We start from the raw sequence: 19852 nt of genomic DNA on the forward strand, positions 1-19852 counted from the left end.
ACTTTCTTGCAAAACGCTATGCAAAAAAAACTGTCGGTGTTGGTTGCTACTTGTGCCCTGCTTGGCCTGTCGGCGTGCAGCCTGTTTCCGGATAAGGCCGACGAAACCAAAAACTGGTCAGCCGCGAAATTATACGATGAGGCGCGCCAGGAGATGGACGGCGGGCGCTACGATGCCGCGATCAAGCTGTTCGAAAAGCTCGAGTCCAACTACCCGTTCGGCACCTACGCCGCGCAGGCGCAGATGGAAATTGCATACGCCCACTACAAGGCCCAGGACGCTGCCGAGGCACTGGCATCGGTGGAGCGCTTCATCAAGCTGCACCCGAACCACCCGCAAGTGGATTATATGTATTACCTGCGTGGCCTGATCAACTTTAACGACCAGATCGGCTTCCTGAGCTTTATTTACGAACAGGACCCCACCGAGCGCGACCCGAAGGCGACCCGCGAAGCGTTCGCCGCATTCAAGGCGCTGGTCGACAAGTTCCCGAACAGCAAATACGCACCGGATTCGATCGCACGCATGAAGTACCTGGTCAACGCGATGGCGCAGTACGAGGTGCACGTCTCGAACTACTACTATCGCCGCGGCGCCTACCTGGCCGCGCTGAACCGGGCGCAGGACGCGGTCACCAACTACAGCGACGCGCCGGCGCGCGAGGAAGCGCTGTTCATCATGACCCGCTGCTACGACAAGCTGGGCATGCTGGACCTGCGCGACGACACCCAGCGCGTGTTCCTGAAGAACTACCCGAACAGCCGCTTCATCAACCCGAACGCGGGCGGCAAGCAGTGGTGGAAGTTCTGGTCCAAGGCTGATCCGATGCCGGCGCCGAAGGATGCGGTGGCCAAATAAACCTGCCTGTAGGGTGGGCTCTTGAGCCCACGCGAGTTCACGCGCCGCGTGTCGACCGCGTGGGCTCGAGAGCCCACCCTACATCCTACGCCGCCACGCGGCGCCGGAACACCCACTCCCGCTCGCTCGACACCGCTTCGTCGAACGCATAGCCATCCACGTCGAAGTGCTTGAGCTTCTGCGGATCGCGTATCCCCTTCGCCGCCGCATAGCGCGCCATCATCCCGCGCGCCCGCTTGGCGTAGAACGAGATGATCTTGTACTTCCCGCCCTTCCAGTCCTCGAACACCGGCGTGATCACCGGCACATCGAGCAGCTTGGGCTTGACCGACTTGAAGTACTCTTCCGACGCCAGGTTCACCAGCGCCTTGTCGCCGTTGGCCGCGATCGTCTCGTTGAGCTTGCGCGTGACCAGTTCGCCCCAGAACGCGTAAAGGTCCTTCCCGCGCGGGTTCGCCAGCCGCGTGCCCATCTCGAGCCGGTACGGGTGCATGCGGTCGAGCGGGCGCAGCACCCCGTACAGGCCCGACAAAATCCGCACGTGCGCCTGCACGTAGTCCAGCTGCTTGGGCGTGAGGTGGCGCGCATCCAGGCCCGTGTACACGTCGCCGTCAAAGGCCATTACCGCCTGCCGCGCGCCGGCGTGGTCAGCGCTCCATGAGGCGTAGCGCGTCACGTTGAGCGTGGCCAGCTGGTCCGAGATGGCCATCAGCTGCCCGACCTGCGCAGGCGCGTATGCGCGCAGCACGTCGATCAGCTCGCGCGAATGCTCGATGAAATCGGGAGTGGTGCTGTGTGTGGTGGTGGGCGGGGTGTCGAGGTCCAGCGATTTGGCCGGTGAAAGTACGATCAGCATAGCTATTGGAGCGGTCCAGCAAGTAAAATTGCCGACATGATACCCGCTCCAGCCCAACGCATCGTCCTCGACACCAATGTTTGCCTCGACTTGTTCGTTTTCCACGACCCGCGCTGGGCGCCCCTCCTGGCCAGGCTGCAGTCCGGCGAGGTGGAAGCGGTGACGCGCGCCGACTGCCGCGACGAGTACCTGGTGGTGCTGCACTACCCACACCTGCCGCTGGACGAGGCCAGCCGCGCGCAGGCGCAGGCAGCCTTCGACGCGCTCATCAAGGTGGTGGCGCCCGACCAGAAGGCGATCCGGCTGCCGGTTTGCACCGACCGGGACGACCAGAAATTCCTCGAGCTCGCGCGCGACGCGGCGGCGCAGGCGCTGGTCACCAAGGACAAGGCCCTGCTCAAGCTCGCGCGCAAGACTGCGCAGGCCGGCATGTTCCGCATCCTCACGCCCGAGGCGTGGGTCAAGGCGCTCGCGGCCGCCGCCTGACCGGTACTGGCTTCGTCTGCAAAGCCGCTGGCGCTTGCGCCGCCTCCGGCACGCGCCGTGGCCGCGCGCTAGAATAGACGACTCGACATCGACATCCGCATCATGACCACCCCAGTACTGCAATCGCGCCTGCCATCGGTCGGCACCACCGTCTTTTCCGTCATGTCCGCGCTGGCCTCAGAGCATGGCGCCGTCAACCTTGGCCAGGGTTTTCCTGATTTTGCCTGCGATCCGCTCTTGCTCGACCTGGTCGATGCCGCCATGCGCGCCGGGCACAACCAGTATCCGCTCATGGCCGGCGCCCCTGCCCTGCGCAGCGCCATCGCCACCAAGATCGCGATGCTGTATGGCCGCCAGTACGATGCCAACGCCGAGATCACCGTCACCGCCGGTGCGACCCAGGCGCTCACCACCGCCATCCTGTGCTGCGTGCATCCGGGCGATGAAGTGATCATCATCGAACCCGCGTACGACAGCTACCTCCCCGCGGTGGAACTGGCGGGCGGTAAGGCCGTCACCGTGGCAATGCAGGTCGGGGAACAGGGCTACGTGGTGCCGTGGGACGCCGTTGCGGCAGCCGTATCGCCGCGCACGCGGCTCATCATCATCAACAGCCCGCACAACCCCACCGGTTCGATCCTGCGCGCGCACGACCTGGACGCGCTGGCCGCGATCGTCGGCGGCACCGATATCCTGGTGCTGTCGGACGAGGTGTATGAACACATGGTGTACGACGGCCAGCGGCACGAATCGGTGAGCCGGCACCCGGTGCTGGCCGAGCGCGCATTCGTCGTATCCAGCTTCGGCAAGACCTACCACGTCACCGGCTGGAAGGTCGGCTACGTGGCTGCGCCCGCGGCCTTGATGGCGGAGTTCCGCAAGGTCCACCAGTACAATGTGTTCACCGTGAACACGCCGATGCAGCACGGGATCGCAGGCTACATGGCCGATCCGGCTCCCTACCTCGAGCTGGCGGGGTTCTACCAGAAAAAGCGCGACCTGTTCCGCGAAGGGCTGGCGGGCACGCGCTTTACGCTGCTGCCGGCGGACGGCACCTACTTCCAGTGCGTGAAGTACGATGCGATTTCGTCGCTGGGCGAAGCGGAATTTGCCAAATGGCTGACGGCCGAGATCAAGGTGGCGGCGATCCCGGTGTCCGCGTTCTACCGCGAAGGCAAGGAGTCGGGCGTGGTCAGGTTCTGCTTTGCCAAGCAGGATGCGACCCTGCGCACGGCGCTGGAGCGGCTGGCCAAGGTGTAGGGTGGGCACTTGTGCCCACGCGCTTTAGGCGCCACGTGCGCGCGTGGGCTCGAGAGCCCACCCTACGCAATCAGGCCGCAAGCCTCAGCGCGACAACTGCTGAATCTTGTTCTCGACGAAGGCCAGCAGCTCCGGCGCCAGCGTGGCGCTGCCCTTGGCCTTGCGGAAGGCGTCGAGCGCCTCGGCGTCGCGCTTTTCGGCCTGCAGCGAAATGCCCAGGCCCATCCACCACACGCCGTTCTGCGGCGCGCTGCGCAGCGCCGCCTGGTACTGCTCGGCCGCTTCGCGGTGCCGCTGCTGCCGCTGCAGCGCGCCCGCGAGGAAGGCGCGGTACTCGCCGTTCGCGCCGACATAGGGCAAGGTGCGCGTCAAGGTATCGATGCCGGTGCCGCCATGCTCGATCTGCAGCCGCGCGAGCAGCATGGCCAGCGCCGGCTGGGCCGGGTCCAGCGTCAGGCCCAGCTGCAGCTGGCGCATCGCTTCGTCGCTGCGCTTGTTCTCGATGAGCAGGCTGACCAGCGTCTGCCGCGCTGCGTCGTGGCGCGGATTGGCCTGCAAGGCCTGCTCCAGCTGCACCACGGCCTCGTTCACATAGCCCTCCTGGATGCTGGCAAGCGCGCGACGGTAGCCCGTCTCGGCCTTCTGGGCGGCGGTTTCTTCCTTGCCTGAAGCGCTCGCCTTCGCTTTCGCCTCGGCCGCAGCTGGTTTCGCAGCCAGCGCCTCGCGCTTGTGGAGGTCCCTTTCCTTGTGCCTCCTGGGTGCCGTTGCTGCCTTTGGCGCTTCAACAACCGTCACCGGCGGCGGTGCAGCCACCGTCTCTTCCTTGGCGATGGGCGCCGGCTCGGGCGCGGGCGCAGCCGGTACGGCGGCCGCGGGCGCGGGCGCGAGCGCCGGCGCGCTGGACAGGCTCACAACCCGCACGGGAACCGGCACAGCCTGCGGCTGGTGCGCCTTCTGCCAGTAGCGCCAGCCGAAAGCGCCGGCAGCGGCGAGCACCGCCACGCCGACGGCGGCGCCAACCAGGACCGGCAGCGGGACACCATCTTCGCGCCGTGCGACCGGCTTGGTGTACAAGTTCGTCGCCTCGTTCGCCGCCGTCTGGCGCGCGTCGAGGTCCTGCAGCATTTTATTAATTAAGCTCACCGTACCAGCACCAAGGTTAATCCGGCCACAGCTGCCGCCAATGCGCTGGCGCCAGCCACCCACGGCCACACCACACGGCGGCGCGAGGCGATCGTATCGCGTGCCGCGTGCGCCACATGCTTGGCCCCGACCTGCGGCTTGCCTTCGCCATAGCACAGCATCAGGGCCTTGTGCGCGAGGATGTTGGCCAGGCGCGGCACGCCGCGGCTGGCGTCGTACAGCTTGGCCACCGCGGCTTTCGAGAACAGGCGCGCACCGCCGAATCCGGCCACTCGCAGCCGATGCGAAATGTAGTAATCCAGGTCGTCTTTGGACAGCGGCCCGAGGTGGTAGTGGAAGGTGATCCGCTGCGCCAGCTGGCGGATCGAGTCGAGCGCCAGGTTGTGGTCGAGTTCAGGCTGGCCGAACAGGACGATCTGCAGCAGCTTGCGCTTTTCCGTTTCAAGGTTGGTCAACAGGCGCAGCGCTTCCAGGCTCTCCACGGGAATCGCCTGCGCCTCGTCCAGGCACAGCACCACGCGCTTGCCCTTCTGCGCCAGGTCCACCAGGCGCTGGGTGATCGACTTGAGCATCTGGTGCTGGTCGACGTCCTTCTCCAGCTGCAGCTCGAGTTCGTCGGCCAGCGCGAGCATCAGCGTGCGCGGTTCCAGGTAGGGGTTCGGGATGTAGGCGGTGACGAAGTCCTCGCCCAGCATGTCCATGAACTTGCGGCACAGGAGCGTCTTGCCGGTGCCGACTTCGCCGGTGATCTTGATGAAGCCTTCGCCGTTGCGCACTGCCACCAGCAGCGTATTCAGCGCCTCTTGCGAGCGCGGGCTGCTGAAGAAGTAACTGGTATCGGGCGTGATGCCGAACGGCGGCTCACGCAAGCCGAAATGTTCCGTGTACATCAGCGGCGCCCCTTTCCGTTCGGGTCCAGCTTCTCGATGCGGCCCGCTGCGTCGAGCAGGTCCTGGTTCCAGTTGGTGCCGCTTTCGACAATCGTCGGCTTGATGAGCACCACCAGCTCGCGCTTCTGGTTGACCCGCTTCTTGCTCTTGAAGAGGTTGCCGACGAGTGGAATGGAACCGGCGACCGGCACCTGCGACTGGTCGTCGGTGGCCAGCTGGCGCATCAGGCCGCCGATGGCGACCACCTGCCCGTTCTGGCCGCGCACCATGCTGTCGATTTCGGAGGTGGACGACGCGGCCATCGGCAAGGTCAGGCTGCCGGCGGTGCCCAGGCTCACGCCCTTGTTCACCGTGGTGACCTGGCTTACCGACGGGTGCACGTGCAGCAAGATGTTGTTGTTCGCATCGATCTGCGGCGTCACGTCCAGCACCACGCCCGAGAAGAACGGCGTGAAGGTCACGGTGGGGCTGGTGGTATTGCCGCTCGCGCTCGAGTTGGTGGTGGTGCTCACGCCCGTCACGTAGAACTCGTCGGTGCCGTCCTTGAGCACGGCCTTCTCGTTGTTCATCGCGGCCACGCGCGGGCTCGAGAGCACATGCACGGTACCTTGCGATTCGAGGAAGGACAGCAGCGCGCTGAAGTTACTGGTCTGGAAGGCCAGGCCGAAAATCGAGCCGGCATTTTCGGCGGCGTTCGACAGCGAGAAGCCGGAACTGGCGCTCAGGCCATTGGCAGTGATCGCCGCCGGCTGGCTGCCGTCGTACGGCAACGGGTTCATGGTGGTGCCCGGCCCGACGAACCCGGTCGACACCCGGTTGGTATGCGAGCTGCGGAACGAGGCGAACGAGGCCCAGTTGATCCCGCTCTGGAACTGGTCGTTCAGCTCCACCTCGAGGATCTTCGCCTCCAGGATCACCTGCCGGTCCACCGACAGCTGGGTCGCCTTCAGGTAGGTGTCGACATTGCGCAGTTCATCGGGCATCGCGCGCACCACCACCACGCCCGACTGCGGGCTGATCACGATGCTGCGTCCGTCTTCCTTGGAGCCGACGATTGCCTGCAGCGCTTCCTTGAGCTCCTTCCAGAAGTCGTTGTTCGTGGCGGTGCTGACCTGGGTGCTGTTGCCTTGTTGCTGGCCGTACTGGCTGTTCGGGTTGTTCGGGTTGTTCGGGTCGGCGTTGTTGTTCAGGTTGTTCTGGTTGTTGTAGTTGCCCTGGCCATTGGAGTTGTTGTTATTGTTGTTGACGTTGGCCACCGTGGTCGACACGACCCGCAGCGTGGACGTGCCCCGGCGCGTCCCCAGCAGGTAGTTCACCTGGAACATCCGCGTCTGCATCGAGGGCGGCCTGACGCTGATGCGGTTGCCTTCGATCTTGTAGTCGTACCCGTACATCTCGCGCACCGCGTCGAGCGCCTCGACGATGGTCACGTCCTTGAGGTTGGCACTGATGTTGCCCGACACGTCAGGGTGCACCAGCATGTTGAAGCGGGTACCCGCGACGATGGCGTGGAAGAAGCGCTGGGCCGGCACGTTATTGAAGGTGACGTTGAAGCGCTCCTCCATTGCCGGCCGGGCCTTCGGCAGTTCCTTGGCCAGCGTGGCGGGTGCAGGCAGCAAGGCGTCGGCGACTGCCGCGTCCACCGTGGCCGGCGCGACCGGAGCTGCCGCAGCCTTGGCCACGTCGGCCTTGATCGCATCGTACGTATCATGGCGGGGCGAAGTCTGGCACCCGGCCAGGGCCAGCGCGAGCGCGGCCATGACCACCCCTACTTTGGAAAAATGTATTGGCATGCGTGCTCTCGTTCTCGTCCTATCTTCGTCGAGCTACGGGCGTAACCGCCCCATCCGTTTCGTCGGCCGTCGTCAGCTTCAGCACCTGATGCTCCTTGCCGCGTACCAGCTCAACTTCGTTTTGCTTAATGCGCGTCACGCGCGCCCCTTTGTACTGGTCGCCAAGCCGCACAGTGTCACCGTCGATCACCGCCACGTGACGCCCGCCAGGCTGACGCGAGATGAGCACCGACTGCAACTGCGGCCCGGTCGCTACCGCGCCGGCATCGCCGGCAGTCGACAGGACTGGTGGCCGGGTCGGATCCTGCAGCGACTGGGCATGGGCAAAAGCCACCACCAGCGACAGGGCGGCGCCAGCGACCAGGTGGCGCGCGAAAATCAGAGCTTCAGCCATTTCGAATCCAGGCTCAGGGTGTACAGCGTCAGGGTCAGGCGCGCAGTCGGGTAGTCCTCGACCTCGAGGCGCGCGCCACCCCAGAACAGCTGGGTCGGCAGGCTCTCCAGCGCGTTCATGTAATCGATCATGTCGAGATATTGGCCTCGCACCGTGATCTCAACGCCATGGCGGTACAGCAAACTGCCGGGCTTGGGCGCGACCGCGGGCACGCCGCCGGCCTCCGGCACGGCGCCAGCGCCCGCCTCGGTTGCCTGCTTGATCGCAGCCAGCTTGGTGGCCACTTCGTTTGTGCTGCCGGCCTTCGGTTCGCCTTTTGCTTCTGCCGGGGCGGCCGGGGATTCGTTCAGCGAGCTGACCGGCAGAGTGCGCATGGAGAGCAGCTGCAAACGGCCGTTCGCGCGCAGGATGGTGTCCACCAACGGCCCCATCCGCTCCGGCGCCACCAGCCCTTTCTGCATGGCGCGCAGGCTGTCACCCAATCGAGCCGATTCGCTCTTCACCGTCTCCAGACGCGCGCGCGTGGCCGCGTCCGGATCGCGCTGGTAGGCTTCGATCTTCCGCGCGATCTCGTCATTCATGCCATCGAGGTTGTTCTGCTGCTGGCTGATCTGCGCGCGCAGGGCCAGCTCCTTGCGAAACACCGGGCCCAACACGGTAAAGTAAGCCAACGACACGATCACCGTGGCCGCCGCCGCGAACAGCAGGACGCGCTCGCGCAGCGACAGCGCATCGATCCGCGCGGCGAATTTCTGCCACTGTTGCTTCATGACTGAGCCCCTTCCGGCTTGGACTGCAGGCTGAATTCGACGTACTGCCCCGCAGTGGCGCTCGGTTTGCCGTCCTTGCCTTGCGCGCTGGACGATGGCTGACTGATCTGCAAGCTGCCAAACGATTTGCCCTGCATGATCTTCTCGCGCGTAAGGCGGCCAAGGAAGCCAGGCAGCAGCGCAGCGTCGACCGCGCGCCCGCGCACGCCAATGTCGCACCCGGCCCCGGTGATGGCCAGCCCGGTCAGCCACAGGCCATCCACACGCTGGCGCGCCAGGGCGCGGAAGTATTCGGAGTACCCCGTAGCATTACCAAGTTCGCCGCGATCGATCACGTCGGCAATGCGCTTGAGTGCAGCCAGTTGGCCTTCTGCCTCGGCCAGCTCAGTTTCGAGTGGGGCACTCTTCTGGCGCGGCGCAAATTCGACCGCTACCAGTGCGAGCTGGGCCTTCTCTTTCTCGACCTTGCGGGCCCCGGCATCTGCCTGATGCTGCAGCTGCGCCGCATGCCTGCTGCCATACCCGGCCAGCAGCGCCACGCCAAGCACCAGCAGGGCCAGCGCCTGCGCCATCGCAGCGGCCCCGAATGCCTTGCGCTTTTCCTGGAACGCCGGGTTGAACAGGTTGATCTGCTGGCTCATTTCGGCTGTTCCTCATTGCGCAGCGCGGCACCGAGCACCAGGAAGAATCGTTGCTGCTGAGCATTGTCGGCAAGCTCCGGAACGCGCTCCAGATCGAACAGGCTGGCCAGGTCGAGCGTCTCGACCGGGGTGTAGAGGTTGCTCGACAAATATTCGTCGAGGCCGGTGACTGGACTTGGGCCCAGCACCAGTTTGGATACGCTGATGAACGAAAACTGGCGCTCAAAATTGTCCAGCGACCGTTGCAGCTCAAGCGCGATGCGGTCGAAGTGCTGATGGCGCCGGTCGTGGTCCGCATCGACAAGGTTGGCAAGCGGAATATCGATCCGGCGCGACAGGTAGAGTTCACCGCCATAGGTCACGGTAAACAGGCCGCCGTCATCGTCCAGCGACAGCATCGCCAGGCCTCGCCCGTCGGGCTCAAGTAGTGCAGCAAGATTGCGCTGGGCCATCTCAGGGATGTCGATGGCCGTCAAACCGGCTTTCGCGTCCGCAAACAGTTTCTGCCGAGCGGCAATGACGGTATTGCGCGCGGCGACCACGAACAGGATGCGCTGCCGCGCTCCCGCTTGCGCGCCCAACGGAATGTCGAGCACGTCGATGGTCGCGTCGGCTGGCGGAAAATCGAGCAAGTCCTTGAGGCGCCAACGGACCGCGGTCTTGAGCTCATTGGCGGGCACGTTGGGTGCGTCAACGGTGAGCAGCTGGTACTCTCCCGCGGCAAGCAATGTCGAGCAGCGATAGCTGGGGGCACGCAATTCCTTGGCTGCTCTTTCAACATCGTCGGGACCGACCTCGCCGGGCAGGAAGACCGCCAGGGCTACCGCGCGTTTTCCTGCGGCGGATGGAGCGACGCTGGCGGCAATAATGCCGTCAGTCCGTAGCGCTATAGCAAGCCAGCTGTTGCTTTTAGTCTTGCGTTTGAATAAGCCCATGCGTAGTGAAGCGGGAACTAAACTTCGTTCTGTAGAGCCTTGATTATATTCAAGAGTGAGGGCTGGCTTTACGGAAATTTAGTATTCCGGATGAAAATAGTCACCTTTCGTTTCCGCTTGGAAAGCCTTGTCGCTAATAAACCTCACGAATGTAAATTAGCCGGCTCTTGTAGACACCAAACACCACTTTCCCGGTCGTGCTGGGCAGCCACGGCGCGAGTGCTGCATCCATCGTCACAGACGCACTTCCAGCATTGCCCGCGCCGGCGGCCTTGAGCCAGAACGTGGCCTGCCCACCCTCGGCCAGCTGCAGCCACGTTCCTGAGGGCAGACTCTGCAAGGCGAACGCACCGCAGGTACTGTCGTCTACCGTGCCGCCGCCTGGCAGCTTCTTCTTACAGCTACTAAAGTATGGGATGTTTTTGACCTGGCTTGTATTGTCGTTGGGATTGTTGTCCCACGACGTTCCGGTCCAGTACTGGCCATACACATGCAGGGGCAGCTTCAACAGTTCTGAACCGTTGGAGTTGGCGACCAACAGGCGACCTGCGACAACTTGCACGCCCCCCTCTTTCGACAAGCCGCCTGCCCCGCGATTTGAGGTGACAGTTTTCTCGACATAATAATCTGGCGCCGCGGCGGCCACGCGCTTGAACTTGGCGGTGGCGCGCACATAGGCGGAGGTCGGCGCGGTCCAGGCAGCACGCGCCTGGCCAGTGACATAAGGCACCGCCAGCTTGAACGACGGAGCGGAGGTAGACAACGATGTCGCGCTCGAGGGCAGCGTGTTGGCGGCGAGCGTGCCCGCCGTGATGCCAGTTGGGCCCGGGGCGCTGTATGGATCGAGCGTGATTGTGAACGCCGGTATGCTGGCCATCTGGGCCGTCTTGTCGGTGCCTGCAGCATTGAATGCACGCACGTCCACCTGGAACGGCTGGGCCGAATAGGCCGCGGTGCCGATGGCGCGGTCCTCACCGCCTGCAAGCTTGCCGGTCGGGCATTGCATACGCGGCAGGCAGGTCATCCGACCGGTTGCTACCGTCGTGAAATAGGCGGGATAGAAGTAGCCCACGGTCCTCGTCGTATAGGTCGCGCCCGGCACGAAATGGCCGAAATAGGTCCCCGTTCCCCAGCCCTGCCCGGGCTGCCCGGAGATGGTCGCGGCCAGGTCGACACTACCGAGATCAGTATAGGTGACCGTGCCAGTATAGACGCCGCCTGCCGGCCCGGTGAAGGTGGCGCTGATCTTGCTCGGATCGGGGCCGAGCGCCACGCTCACCGGGCCGTAAGGAGCCGCTTCGTGCCCGAAATTCGGCGGAAAATTGCCGTCGGCGTCCGCCACCTTGATGGCGACACTGAACGGCTCGCCCGCCATCGAGAACGGCTGCCCACCGCCCGGATTGTCGCCGTTTTCGTTGATGTTGGTGATCGATACATAGCTCACCTGCGGATAGGATACAAACCTGGCCGAGCCATTCCTCCCATTATTTTCCTGCACATCCAGTTGAATGATGCCCACGTCCGGATACTTGAATTGCCCGATATATGCCGACGGGGTCTTGCCGAACGCCGCACTGAAGTAGCCCGTCCATTGCGCATAGGTGTTGACCGTGCCGGAATAACACGAATTCAGCGTCAAGGTCGTTGAAGTGGTCAAGGTCGCGACCTTGCCGTTGGCGCTGGTCGGGTTCACGCAACCAAGCGCAAAGCGCAGTGACTTGTTGCTGCTATTGGACTGCGATACCGCATAGCCACCGGATTGCAGAGTCACCCACAATGGTTGTAATGTGGCCGCGAGCAGCGGACCGACAAACCGGGGACAAGTGGTCGAATCGCCAATCCGCGCACCGTCGGGACAGGCCTTGGTGGTGAACACATATTCGGCACCGATCAAGGTCGAATCGGTCGAATCATCGAACGCGGTGTTATTGGCCTGCGTATTGTCGAATCGACTGGGGCTGGTCGCGACCGAGGCTTCGTTGTGAAAGCTGGTTGTGCCTGAGGCATCCACCTGCGCGCTCACCGTGAGCGGCGGTAATGTTTGCCCGTTCGCGACTGTTCCGTTGTACTGGCAGGTGATCGTGTTTCCGGAGGCGCTGCAGGTCCAGTTCGTACCGGACGCGTACTGCAAGACCATGCCGACGGGCAGCTTGTCGACGACCGTGATCGGACCGCCATCCTCATAGGGGCCGTTGTTGGTGACGGTGAGCGTGTAGTTGACGATCGCCCCGGGCGATGGATCGCCAGTGCGCACCATCGTGAGCGCCAGGTCCGCCACCGGAATGTTCGGCACCGCGACGATCTCCGCGCTCAGCCAGACCAGGTCCTGGACCGATGAGTACACGGTCGTGGCCTTGGTATCGCCGGCCTGGATGATCGGCGCCCCAATCGTGTACGCGTCGAAGTCGATGCCCCACGAGGCCGGATCGTTGTTGATGCTGCTCTTGGAATTGAACTGGTTATTCGCCGGATTGATCGGTAAGCCGTTAACCAAGGTCGGATCGCTCAGCACGGTACCGTTGAACTTGAGGTTTTCGCCGGGCCCGCTCAAGGTGTCGTCGCCCTCCCAGGTAATGTGCCCGATGCGCGCAGTATTGTTGTTCAGCGGAGACGGCACCGTAAAATTGGTCAAGTCCAGGGTAAAGCTGGGCTGCTCTGGCGAGTGCGTGTACCGGAACCCTTCGTACAGGTTCAAGACGCGGAACGGTACGTCGGGGTGGGAATAGATCACCAGCAGGGCAAAGCCACCGAGCACGCCCTCCACCGAGCAATAGGCCGAGCTGGTACTGATGGTCAAACCGGAGAACGTATAAGTGCCATTGCCCTTGACCAAGCTCGTGACGTCGGCGACGCCACTGAAGTAGGCATTGCCGTTGCCGGGAAAAGTCGCGGAATAGGTGCGGTCGGCGTGGATGGGCTGTCCCTGGAAGCTGACATCCTGGTCCAAGTAACCGGAGCCCGCCCAGTAGAGGTAGGCTGCGACAACGGTGGCGCCTTGGGGCACGCCCGTCAGCGTCTTGCTCAGCGTGTCCGTACTGCGCCGCACCGCGCACGTGGAGCTGCCGGTACCGCCACTGGTACGCATAGTCGCCGTTGTGCCGGTGAAGTCGAGGTTACCGGCCAGGCTGGAGCGGAGCGTCACATTCTGGCCGGACGCGCACGGCGCCAGTGTGGCCAAGGCAAGTGCGAATGCGACGGCCATCCATGCACGCAAGCGCCGGAGCCAACTCATATCTGCACCTCCATTTCGCGCGCCACGTAATCGGCGTTGCTGGGGTTGTCGTTGGGGCAGTTGCCGTCGGCAGCGGGTTCGGAACAGGCCCACGCGTGGATCACCCAGCGCGCCAACGGGTCCTCGTCGTTGCCGAGTTGCTCGCAGGTGACGCTAACGGTGAAACCAGACAACGAAGTGCCGGGAGGCAGGCCGAACGACGTCTTCGCCTTCACGCAGCTGCTGGCAATCTGCTGCTGGTACAGTCCCCATTCAATGCCCGCCCGGGCCGCCTGGTACGCGCGTGCGCCCTGCTCGTCCAGCGCCGAAGCGGATTGCTGGGATGTAAACACAGTGATCATCGCAACGCCCAGCCCGGCCAGCACGACCAACAGGAAGATTGCGGTCACGATGCCGACCCCGGCGCTGCGCCGGGCACGACGGAAAATGTCAGAGTCTCGGTTCATGGCGTATTGTCCACGTGTACCTGATGCACAAGACGGATCGGCGGATCGGCCGTGTTGCGCGATCTGAGCGGCAGCGACACGACAACAAGGCCGTTGCGCTCTCCGGCAACCCGGCCGGTGTAGCGGAAAAGGTTGTCGCAACTATCCACGCGCTCGGCCAAGATGGCACTCCTGGTACCGCTGCCAGACGGCGGGTCGGGCTGGTTCCGGGCAATCCCGTAGCCCCAGTAGCGCTTGAGCACCCGGACGTCACCTTGTAACTCGCAGCGATAAGTGACCGGGCCAGTGACCACCTGGAACCGGTGGTTGGGCGACGGCATCGGCGGATTTTGCGCAACGAATGGATTGTTGGCGATCCGAATCCTGGTGCCCGCCGCGTCCGTCGTGACATCGGTAATCTGGGCAATATTGATTCCGGCGGAGTCGCTTTCGTTGAGCCGGTAGGCGTCGGCTGGATCGTAACCGGCACCCAAGTTGTAGACAACGACGTAGTTGCCCACGGCCAAGCGCCCGATCATGCTCGGCATGGGGTTCGCGACAGTGAACCAGACAGAAGTGCTGCTCGGATTGCCGAAGTTTAGCGCGAACTTGTTGTTTGCAGGATCATCAGCGCCATCGTCGGCCGCGAGATAGCGCCCGCCGGTGCTGGTCTGCAGGAATTCAATCTCATGACCATCCGCGGGCACCCGGATACTGTTTGGCAAGGCAAGGCGCAGGTCGCGCGCGATCCGGCGCAGCGCCAGGTCGGCCTCGTCAGCCAGTTCGGCCCGCCCCACGCTCTCGACATATCCTTGCATCGGCATGCGGATGAACACTGCCACCACGCCCGCGATGATCCCGATGATCACGATGACGACGATCGCCTCAACCAGGGTGAATCCGCGCGGCCGATCGAACTTTTTCATGGGCAACCTCATTGCACTTGCGGCGCATAGCGCGTGCGATACCCGTCCAGTCGTACCGATTGGCCGTTGTCATACGTGACCGTGATGCTGATGCGCAGCACGTTGGGGTCATCCTGCGTGTTCCCAGCGATTCCGCCGAGGTTCTCCGGCACGATTTGAAGGCTGGCCGAATAGCCGGCCAGTCCCATGTCGTCGCCATTCACGTCCACCAGCTTGCCGCTGGCGTCGTTGAAGGGTGTGGCCGAGCCGGCGTAATCGTTCACGTTGTTGAACGGCCGGCTCTCGCCCTCGGGGCCGAACTTCTCTGGAACCTTGCACTCAGCCACGGAAGTGGCCAGTTCGGCGCCCTCCGAATTGGGGTCGCAGTAGGTGAAATCGGCAAGCTCTACTTCCTCCAGCAGCGCCTCCGCGAGCAGCAAGGCCTGCTTGCGGCGCAGCGGATCCGCAGCATGTTTGGTCGTGAAGGTGAGCACGCCGAGGACGCCGGCCACCGCAATGCTGACGATGACGATGAACAACACCAGCTCAACCAGGGTAACGCCGCGCGCGCGGCGGGCCTTTCTAGTGTACATAACCAGTTTCGGCCTCAAGCGTGATCGGGACCGTCATGGCGCCCGCGGAGACGCTTGTTGTTACCGAGGCGGCGAGCAGGTTGCCGGCTGAGTCAGTGGGACGGCCAAGTGCGTCGAACGCGACGCTGACGACCTGGCTCACGCTCACGCCTTGGGGGACGCGCACGCAATACCACTTCGAGGAGGTGCAGGGGCCGCCGGTGCTGACGGCGAACGGGGCCGCCACCTCGGATCCGACGCATGTCGCTCCCGCGACAAAACACAAGCGAACGGACGTGCTGTCGAGGATTGCATAAACCGGGCGGTGCTGGGCGATGGCCACGGTTTGCGCATACCGCAAGGCCGAACGCGCCTGGTCGCTGAAACTGCTCGCGTCAAAATCGCGCCGGTCAAAAAAACGCGCGGCGCCAATGGCGCCGAGGATGCCGACCAGGACCAGGACGACGATCAGTTCGACCATCGTGAACCCTTGCCCCGATCGGCGTGGTTGGCAGTACTGCAACATGACTCCCGGAATACGAATATCGGGGCCGGTCACTGCCTTTATTGGATCAACTGATCAGCAGCCGCTGGTGACCGCACTAGCCGACGCCGTGGTGTTCGTGGCGGTGGCTTGCGTGTACTTGACGTAGCAGGTCGCAGCCTTGGTGTCAGTCATCGCCACGCCCGAGGGCAGGAAACCGACTTCATCGGTGGTCAAGGTCGGGAGATTGTTGGTGGAGACCGCGCTGTCAGTGCTGGTGAACTTGGTCATGCCATCGATGTTGGCCGCGGTGACGATCGAAGTCACGGTGGGGTAGCCATACGCGGTAGCGATGGCAACACCTTCCATCGACACAGAGCCGGTTGCACCGGTCTGCCCCCTGACAATCGCCTGCGCGTGCACCAGGCCGGCAGCCGAGGTGAGCGAGCCGCGCACGCCTTGCACAGCCGCTGTGCGGGCATCGTTGCTCATATCGGCAAACTTCGGCAGCGCGGTGGCGGCCAGGATACCGAGGATGACGATCACGACGATCAGTTCGATCAGCGTGAAACCGGCCTGTGCGGCATTGTTAAAGCTTTTCTTCATTGAATTCTCCAGACTTGATGAATATCTCGCGGAACGCTCCGCAGATTGATTTCTATGGGTCAGCTGTGGCATCGGACTCGCCAGTCAATTGGATCAGTGCGACGCCTTGCGAGACCTCTGTGGGCCCGAACCGCTCTCCCGCAGCCCGCCTTCCTAGCTCGTTGTATTCTACCTTGAACTTAAGAAACTTTGATGCCTCAGAGCTAAAACTTTTGGGACTGTTGAGTAAATAAATCAGGCATTTGTCGCGTCGATCAAACACCCAATTTCCGTGCGGCATTTGTTTCAGTTCCGGAGAGTAATATTCGCCCAAATAGTTCGCGGGTTTGCGCTCAAGCCAGTCCAGCGGATTTTCTTCAGTCAGTCGCAGCATGGCAGCGCGGTCGCCCTTTGGCGACACGGCTCCCGCACGCAATGCCAGCGCGGTGCGCAGCGTGGCAACAACTTGCTGGACGGCGACCCGCTCGGACTCTTGCTGGTAAAACGCAATCCGCATCAGCAACACGCCTGCCAGCACAGCCAGCACAGTCGCGGCGACCGCGAATTCGAACAGCGTGAACCCGTCTTGCGCTCTTCGGCCCGGCAGGACCCCGCAAGCCGGCACTGCGCTCAGGTTGTCACCGCCGCGCGTCATCTACTTGTGCAGGGCCGCCTTGCCCAGATCCCAGATCGGCAGGAAGATGCCGAGAGCAAGCACCAGCACCATCACGCCGAGGAAAATAATCAGGATCGGCTCGATCTGGCTCGACAGGGTCTTGAGTTCGTAATCGACCTCGCGTTCGTACATCTGCGCGATTTCATCCATCAGGTCGTCCAGCGAGCCCGACTCCTCGCCCACCGCGATCATCTGCAGCACGATCGGCGTGAACACCTGGGCATTGGTGGCAGTGCGCACGATGCTCTCGCCGCGCTCGACGCCGTCACGCATCAGCTCAATGCGTGCGGAGAGGAATGCGTTGTCGACCGTCTGCGACACCACGGTCAGCGCGTGCACGATCGGTACCCCACTTCGCATCGACAACGCAAAGCTGCGCGCGAAGCGCGCCATCGTGGCTTTGTGGATGATCTTGCCCGCAATCGGAATACGCAGCTTGTGACGGTCCCAGGCAAGGCGCCCCCGGGCGGTACCGATCCAGCTGCGAAAACCCACGGCCGCACCGACCGCGAGCGCAAGCAGCACCGGCCAGGACTCGACGGTAAAGCGCGAGGTCGCGATCAGGATGCGCGTCATCAGCGGCAGCTCGGCGTGCATCTGCTTGAACACGTTCTCGAACTGCGGAATGACGAACACGTTCACGACCACCATCGCCGCGACCATCGCCACCATCACAAAGGACGGGTAACGCATCGCCGTCTTGACCCGCTCGCGCATGTCGCGGTCGAATTCCATGTGGTCGAACAACCGCAGGAATACCTCTTCGAGCCGGCCTGTCATTTCGCCCACGCGGACCATGGACAGATAAAAGTTATCGAAGCACGCGGGGTGCTTCTTCATCGCCACCGACAGCTCGCGGCCCGAATCGAGCGATTCGCGCAGGTCCTTGATGACGGTGGCGAACGACTTGTTGATGGCCGATTCCTGCAGTCCCGCCAGGCCGCGCATGATCGGCACGCCCGACTTGAGCAGGGTGTAGATCTGGCGCGAGAACAGCTGCACGTCCAGCGAGGTCACCTTCTTTTCGGTGAGGCGCGCCCAGATACCCTTGCCTTCCCCTCCGGCCTTCTTGCGGCTGGGCGTGATCTCGATCGGCGTCACGCCCGAGCCGAACAGCTGGTCGGCGCAGGCGTTCGCGTCCGCCGCTTCCAGCACGCCCTGCATCAATTTGCCGCTGGCGTCGCGGCCCTTGTAGGCGAACGACGGCACCGATTATTCCTCGACGAACTGGTTCGACACGCGCATCGCCTCGACGATCGTGGTGCGACCCTGCACTGCCAGCTGCACCGCGTGGCGCCGCAAGGTGTTCCCGGCCATTTCCATCTGCGCCACCTTGAGGAAGTGCCCCGGATCCGGGTGGTTGGCAGCGGCCGTCACGCGGCGCGTCATCTCGAGCAGCTCGTACACGCCGGTACGGCCACGGTAGCCGGTGCCATTGCAGTGCGAGCAGCCCTTGCCATGGAAGAAGCGCGTGCTTTCGACGTGCTCGCCCAGCTCGGCGCGCAGCCAGCCCTGCTCGGTGGCGGTGGGCTGGTATTCGGTGGTGCAGCTTTCGCAGATCACCCTCACCAGGCGCTGCGCCAGCACCGCCTGCAGCGAGCCGCCGACCATGTAGCGCGGCACGCCCATGTCCATCAGGCGCAGCGGGGTGCTGGCGGCGTCGTTGGTGTGCAGGGTCGACAGCACCAGGTGGCCGGTCATTGCGGCGCGCAGGCCGATCTGGGCGGTCTCCTGGTCGCGCATCTCGCCCACCAGCACGATGTCCGGGTCCTGGCGCAGTGCCGAGCGCAGCACGCGCGCGAAGGTCAGCTCGATCTTGTCGTTGACCTGCACCTGGTTGATGCCGGCGAGGCGATACTCGACCGGGTCCTCGACGGTGATGAGTTTTTTCTCCACCGAGTTCAGCTCGGCCAGCGCGCTGTACAGGGTGGTGGTCTTGCCGCTGCCGGTGGGGCCGGTCACCAGCACCAGGCCGTTGGGGCGCTGCACGATCGCGCGAAAGCGCTCGACCAGTTCCGGCGGCATCCCGATGGCGTCCAGCCGCAGCCGGGTGCCGGCCTGGTTCAACAGGCGCATCACGACCGATTCGCCGTACTGGGTCGGCATGGTCGAGATACGCACGTCCAGCCGCTGGTTCTTGACCTTGACGGCAAAGCGGCCGTCCTGCGGCAGGCGCTTTTCCGAGATGTCCAGGTCGGCCATCAGCTTCAGGCGCAGCGCCAGCGGCGTTGCGACCTTGATGTCGGCCTCGGTCTGCAGGTGCAGCACGCCGTCGATGCGAAAGCGGATCTGCAGGCGCGATTCCTGCGGCTCGATGTGGATGTCCGAGGCGCGCACCTGGGCGGCGTCGTCGAACACCGACTGCAGCAGCTTGACGATCGGCGCCTCTTCCAGGCCCGGGTTGGCGGCCAGCGCGCCAAAATCGACGAACGCGTCGCCCAGGTCCTGTTCCACCTCGCGCGCGAAGTCGGTGATCTCTTCGGTGCGGCGGTAGATCCGGTCGATCGCCTGCAGCACTTCGGTCTCGTTGACCACCGCCAGCTCGACGCCGCGCTTGAGCAGGCGCGCGATCTCGTCGTACGCGAACAAATCGGTCGGGTCGGCCACGCCCACCAGCACCGTCTCGCGGCGGTCTTCGAGCACCAGCGCGCGGAAGCGCCGCGCGGCGGTTTCGGGCAGCAGCCGCACTACGTCGGCGTTGATGTTGTAGAACTTGAGGTTGATGTACGGGATGTTGAGCTGGCGCGCCAGCGCGCCGCAGATCTGCTCTTCGGTCACATAGCCGTTCTCGACGAACACCCGGCCCAGCTTGCGGCCCGTGCGCTTCTGGTCGGCCAGCGCGGCAGAAAGTTGCTCCTCGCTCAGCAGTTTTTGCTGGACCAGTATCTCGCCGAGCCGGACTTTTTCGGGCCTTGCCATGTGTTCCTTTCCGTACCTGTTACGATCG

Annotated in this window: 20 protein-coding genes; 3 read left to right on the forward strand and 17 right to left on the reverse strand. The window is 63.7% G+C overall.

What is annotated here, in order from left to right; translation table 11 throughout:
• Positions 1–18: 18 nt before the first annotated feature.
• Positions 19–858 (forward strand): outer membrane protein assembly factor BamD, encoded by an 840-nt coding sequence (locus NX774_RS07965; protein WP_258821645.1) that lies wholly within the window; start codon positions 19–21, stop codon positions 856–858.
• An 85-nt stretch (positions 859–943) separates the two neighbouring features.
• Here NX774_RS07965 and yaaA read toward each other — a convergent pair whose 3' ends face one another.
• Entirely contained in the window at positions 944–1714 is a 771-nt protein-coding gene (gene yaaA, locus NX774_RS07970) for a peroxide stress protein YaaA (RefSeq protein ID WP_258821646.1), read from the reverse strand.
• 36 nt (positions 1715–1750) lie between these two features.
• On the opposite strand from yaaA, the gene NX774_RS07975 reads away from it, so the two are divergent.
• Both NX774_RS07975 and NX774_RS07980 read left to right on the forward strand, forming a co-directional pair.
• The gene (locus tag NX774_RS07975; RefSeq protein ID WP_258821647.1) at positions 1751–2200 is read left to right on the forward strand and encodes a putative toxin-antitoxin system toxin component, PIN family; all 450 of its coding nucleotides are present in this window, start codon (positions 1751–1753) and stop codon (positions 2198–2200) included.
• Positions 2201–2302: 102 nt separating this feature from the next.
• The gene (locus NX774_RS07980) at positions 2303–3460 is read left to right on the forward strand and encodes a pyridoxal phosphate-dependent aminotransferase (protein ID WP_258821648.1); all 1158 of its coding nucleotides are present in this window, start codon (positions 2303–2305) and stop codon (positions 3458–3460) included.
• Between the two features lie 84 nt (positions 3461–3544).
• Here NX774_RS07980 and NX774_RS07985 read toward each other — a convergent pair whose 3' ends face one another.
• The 16 genes from NX774_RS07985 to NX774_RS08060 form a co-directional block, all read right to left on the reverse strand.
• On the reverse strand, positions 3545–4603 hold the full coding sequence (locus NX774_RS07985; RefSeq protein ID WP_258821649.1) for a tetratricopeptide repeat protein: 1059 nt from the start codon (positions 4601–4603) through the stop codon (positions 3545–3547).
• Positions 4600–5493 (reverse strand): ExeA family protein, encoded by an 894-nt coding sequence (locus NX774_RS07990; protein ID WP_258821650.1) that lies wholly within the window; start codon positions 5491–5493, stop codon positions 4600–4602. Before NX774_RS07990 ends, NX774_RS07985 begins: the two co-directional genes overlap by 4 nt.
• A complete protein-coding gene (locus NX774_RS07995; RefSeq protein ID WP_258821651.1) occupies positions 5493–7286 on the reverse strand; it encodes a secretin GspD/PilQ domain-containing protein in 1794 nt (597 codons plus the stop codon). The genes NX774_RS07990 and NX774_RS07995 overlap by 1 nt, the downstream gene beginning before the upstream one ends.
• A gap of 19 nt (positions 7287–7305) precedes the next feature.
• Complete coding sequence (locus tag NX774_RS08000; RefSeq protein WP_258821652.1) at positions 7306–7680, reverse strand: hypothetical protein; 375 nt, start codon at positions 7678–7680, stop codon at positions 7306–7308.
• Complete coding sequence (locus NX774_RS08005; RefSeq protein ID WP_258821653.1) at positions 7665–8450, reverse strand: type II secretion system protein M; 786 nt, start codon at positions 8448–8450, stop codon at positions 7665–7667. Before NX774_RS08005 ends, NX774_RS08000 begins: the two co-directional genes overlap by 16 nt.
• Positions 8447–9091, reverse strand: a complete 645-nt coding sequence (locus tag NX774_RS08010; RefSeq protein WP_258821654.1) for a PilN family protein — start codon at positions 9089–9091, stop codon at positions 8447–8449. Before NX774_RS08010 ends, NX774_RS08005 begins: the two co-directional genes overlap by 4 nt.
• Positions 9088–10026, reverse strand: a complete 939-nt coding sequence (pilM, locus tag NX774_RS08015; RefSeq protein WP_258821655.1) for a type IV pilus biogenesis protein PilM — start codon at positions 10024–10026, stop codon at positions 9088–9090. Before pilM ends, NX774_RS08010 begins: the two co-directional genes overlap by 4 nt.
• 133 nt (positions 10027–10159) lie before the next feature.
• Positions 10160–13228, reverse strand: a complete 3069-nt coding sequence (locus tag NX774_RS08020; RefSeq protein ID WP_258821656.1) for a DUF6701 domain-containing protein — start codon at positions 13226–13228, stop codon at positions 10160–10162.
• A 26-nt stretch (positions 13229–13254) separates the two neighbouring features.
• Positions 13255–13704, reverse strand: a complete 450-nt coding sequence (locus NX774_RS08025; protein ID WP_258821657.1) for an agglutinin biogenesis protein MshP — start codon at positions 13702–13704, stop codon at positions 13255–13257.
• On the reverse strand, positions 13701–14609 hold the full coding sequence (locus tag NX774_RS08030) for a prepilin-type N-terminal cleavage/methylation domain-containing protein (protein WP_258821658.1): 909 nt from the start codon (positions 14607–14609) through the stop codon (positions 13701–13703). Before NX774_RS08030 ends, NX774_RS08025 begins: the two co-directional genes overlap by 4 nt.
• Before the next feature lie 8 nt (positions 14610–14617).
• On the reverse strand, positions 14618–15181 hold the full coding sequence (locus NX774_RS08035; protein WP_258821659.1) for a type IV pilus modification PilV family protein: 564 nt from the start codon (positions 15179–15181) through the stop codon (positions 14618–14620).
• On the reverse strand, positions 15171–15686 hold the full coding sequence (locus NX774_RS08040; protein ID WP_258822723.1) for a prepilin-type N-terminal cleavage/methylation domain-containing protein: 516 nt from the start codon (positions 15684–15686) through the stop codon (positions 15171–15173). Before NX774_RS08040 ends, NX774_RS08035 begins: the two co-directional genes overlap by 11 nt.
• A 54-nt stretch (positions 15687–15740) precedes the next feature.
• Entirely contained in the window at positions 15741–16250 is a 510-nt protein-coding gene (locus NX774_RS23375; protein WP_307731161.1) for a prepilin-type N-terminal cleavage/methylation domain-containing protein, read from the reverse strand.
• 52 nt (positions 16251–16302) lie between these two features.
• Positions 16303–16884, reverse strand: coding sequence for a pilus assembly FimT family protein (locus NX774_RS08050; RefSeq protein WP_258821660.1), 582 nt, complete (start codon positions 16882–16884; stop codon positions 16303–16305).
• A complete protein-coding gene (locus tag NX774_RS08055; RefSeq protein ID WP_258821661.1) occupies positions 16885–18114 on the reverse strand; it encodes a type II secretion system F family protein in 1230 nt (409 codons plus the stop codon).
• 3 nt (positions 18115–18117) lie between these two features.
• Positions 18118–19824, reverse strand: a complete 1707-nt coding sequence (locus NX774_RS08060) for a GspE/PulE family protein (RefSeq protein ID WP_258821662.1) — start codon at positions 19822–19824, stop codon at positions 18118–18120.
• Positions 19825–19852: the final 28 nt, after the last annotated feature.

Source organism: Massilia agilis (assembly GCF_024756255.1).
Classification (GTDB): Bacteria; Pseudomonadota; Gammaproteobacteria; order Burkholderiales; family Burkholderiaceae_D; genus Telluria; species Telluria agilis.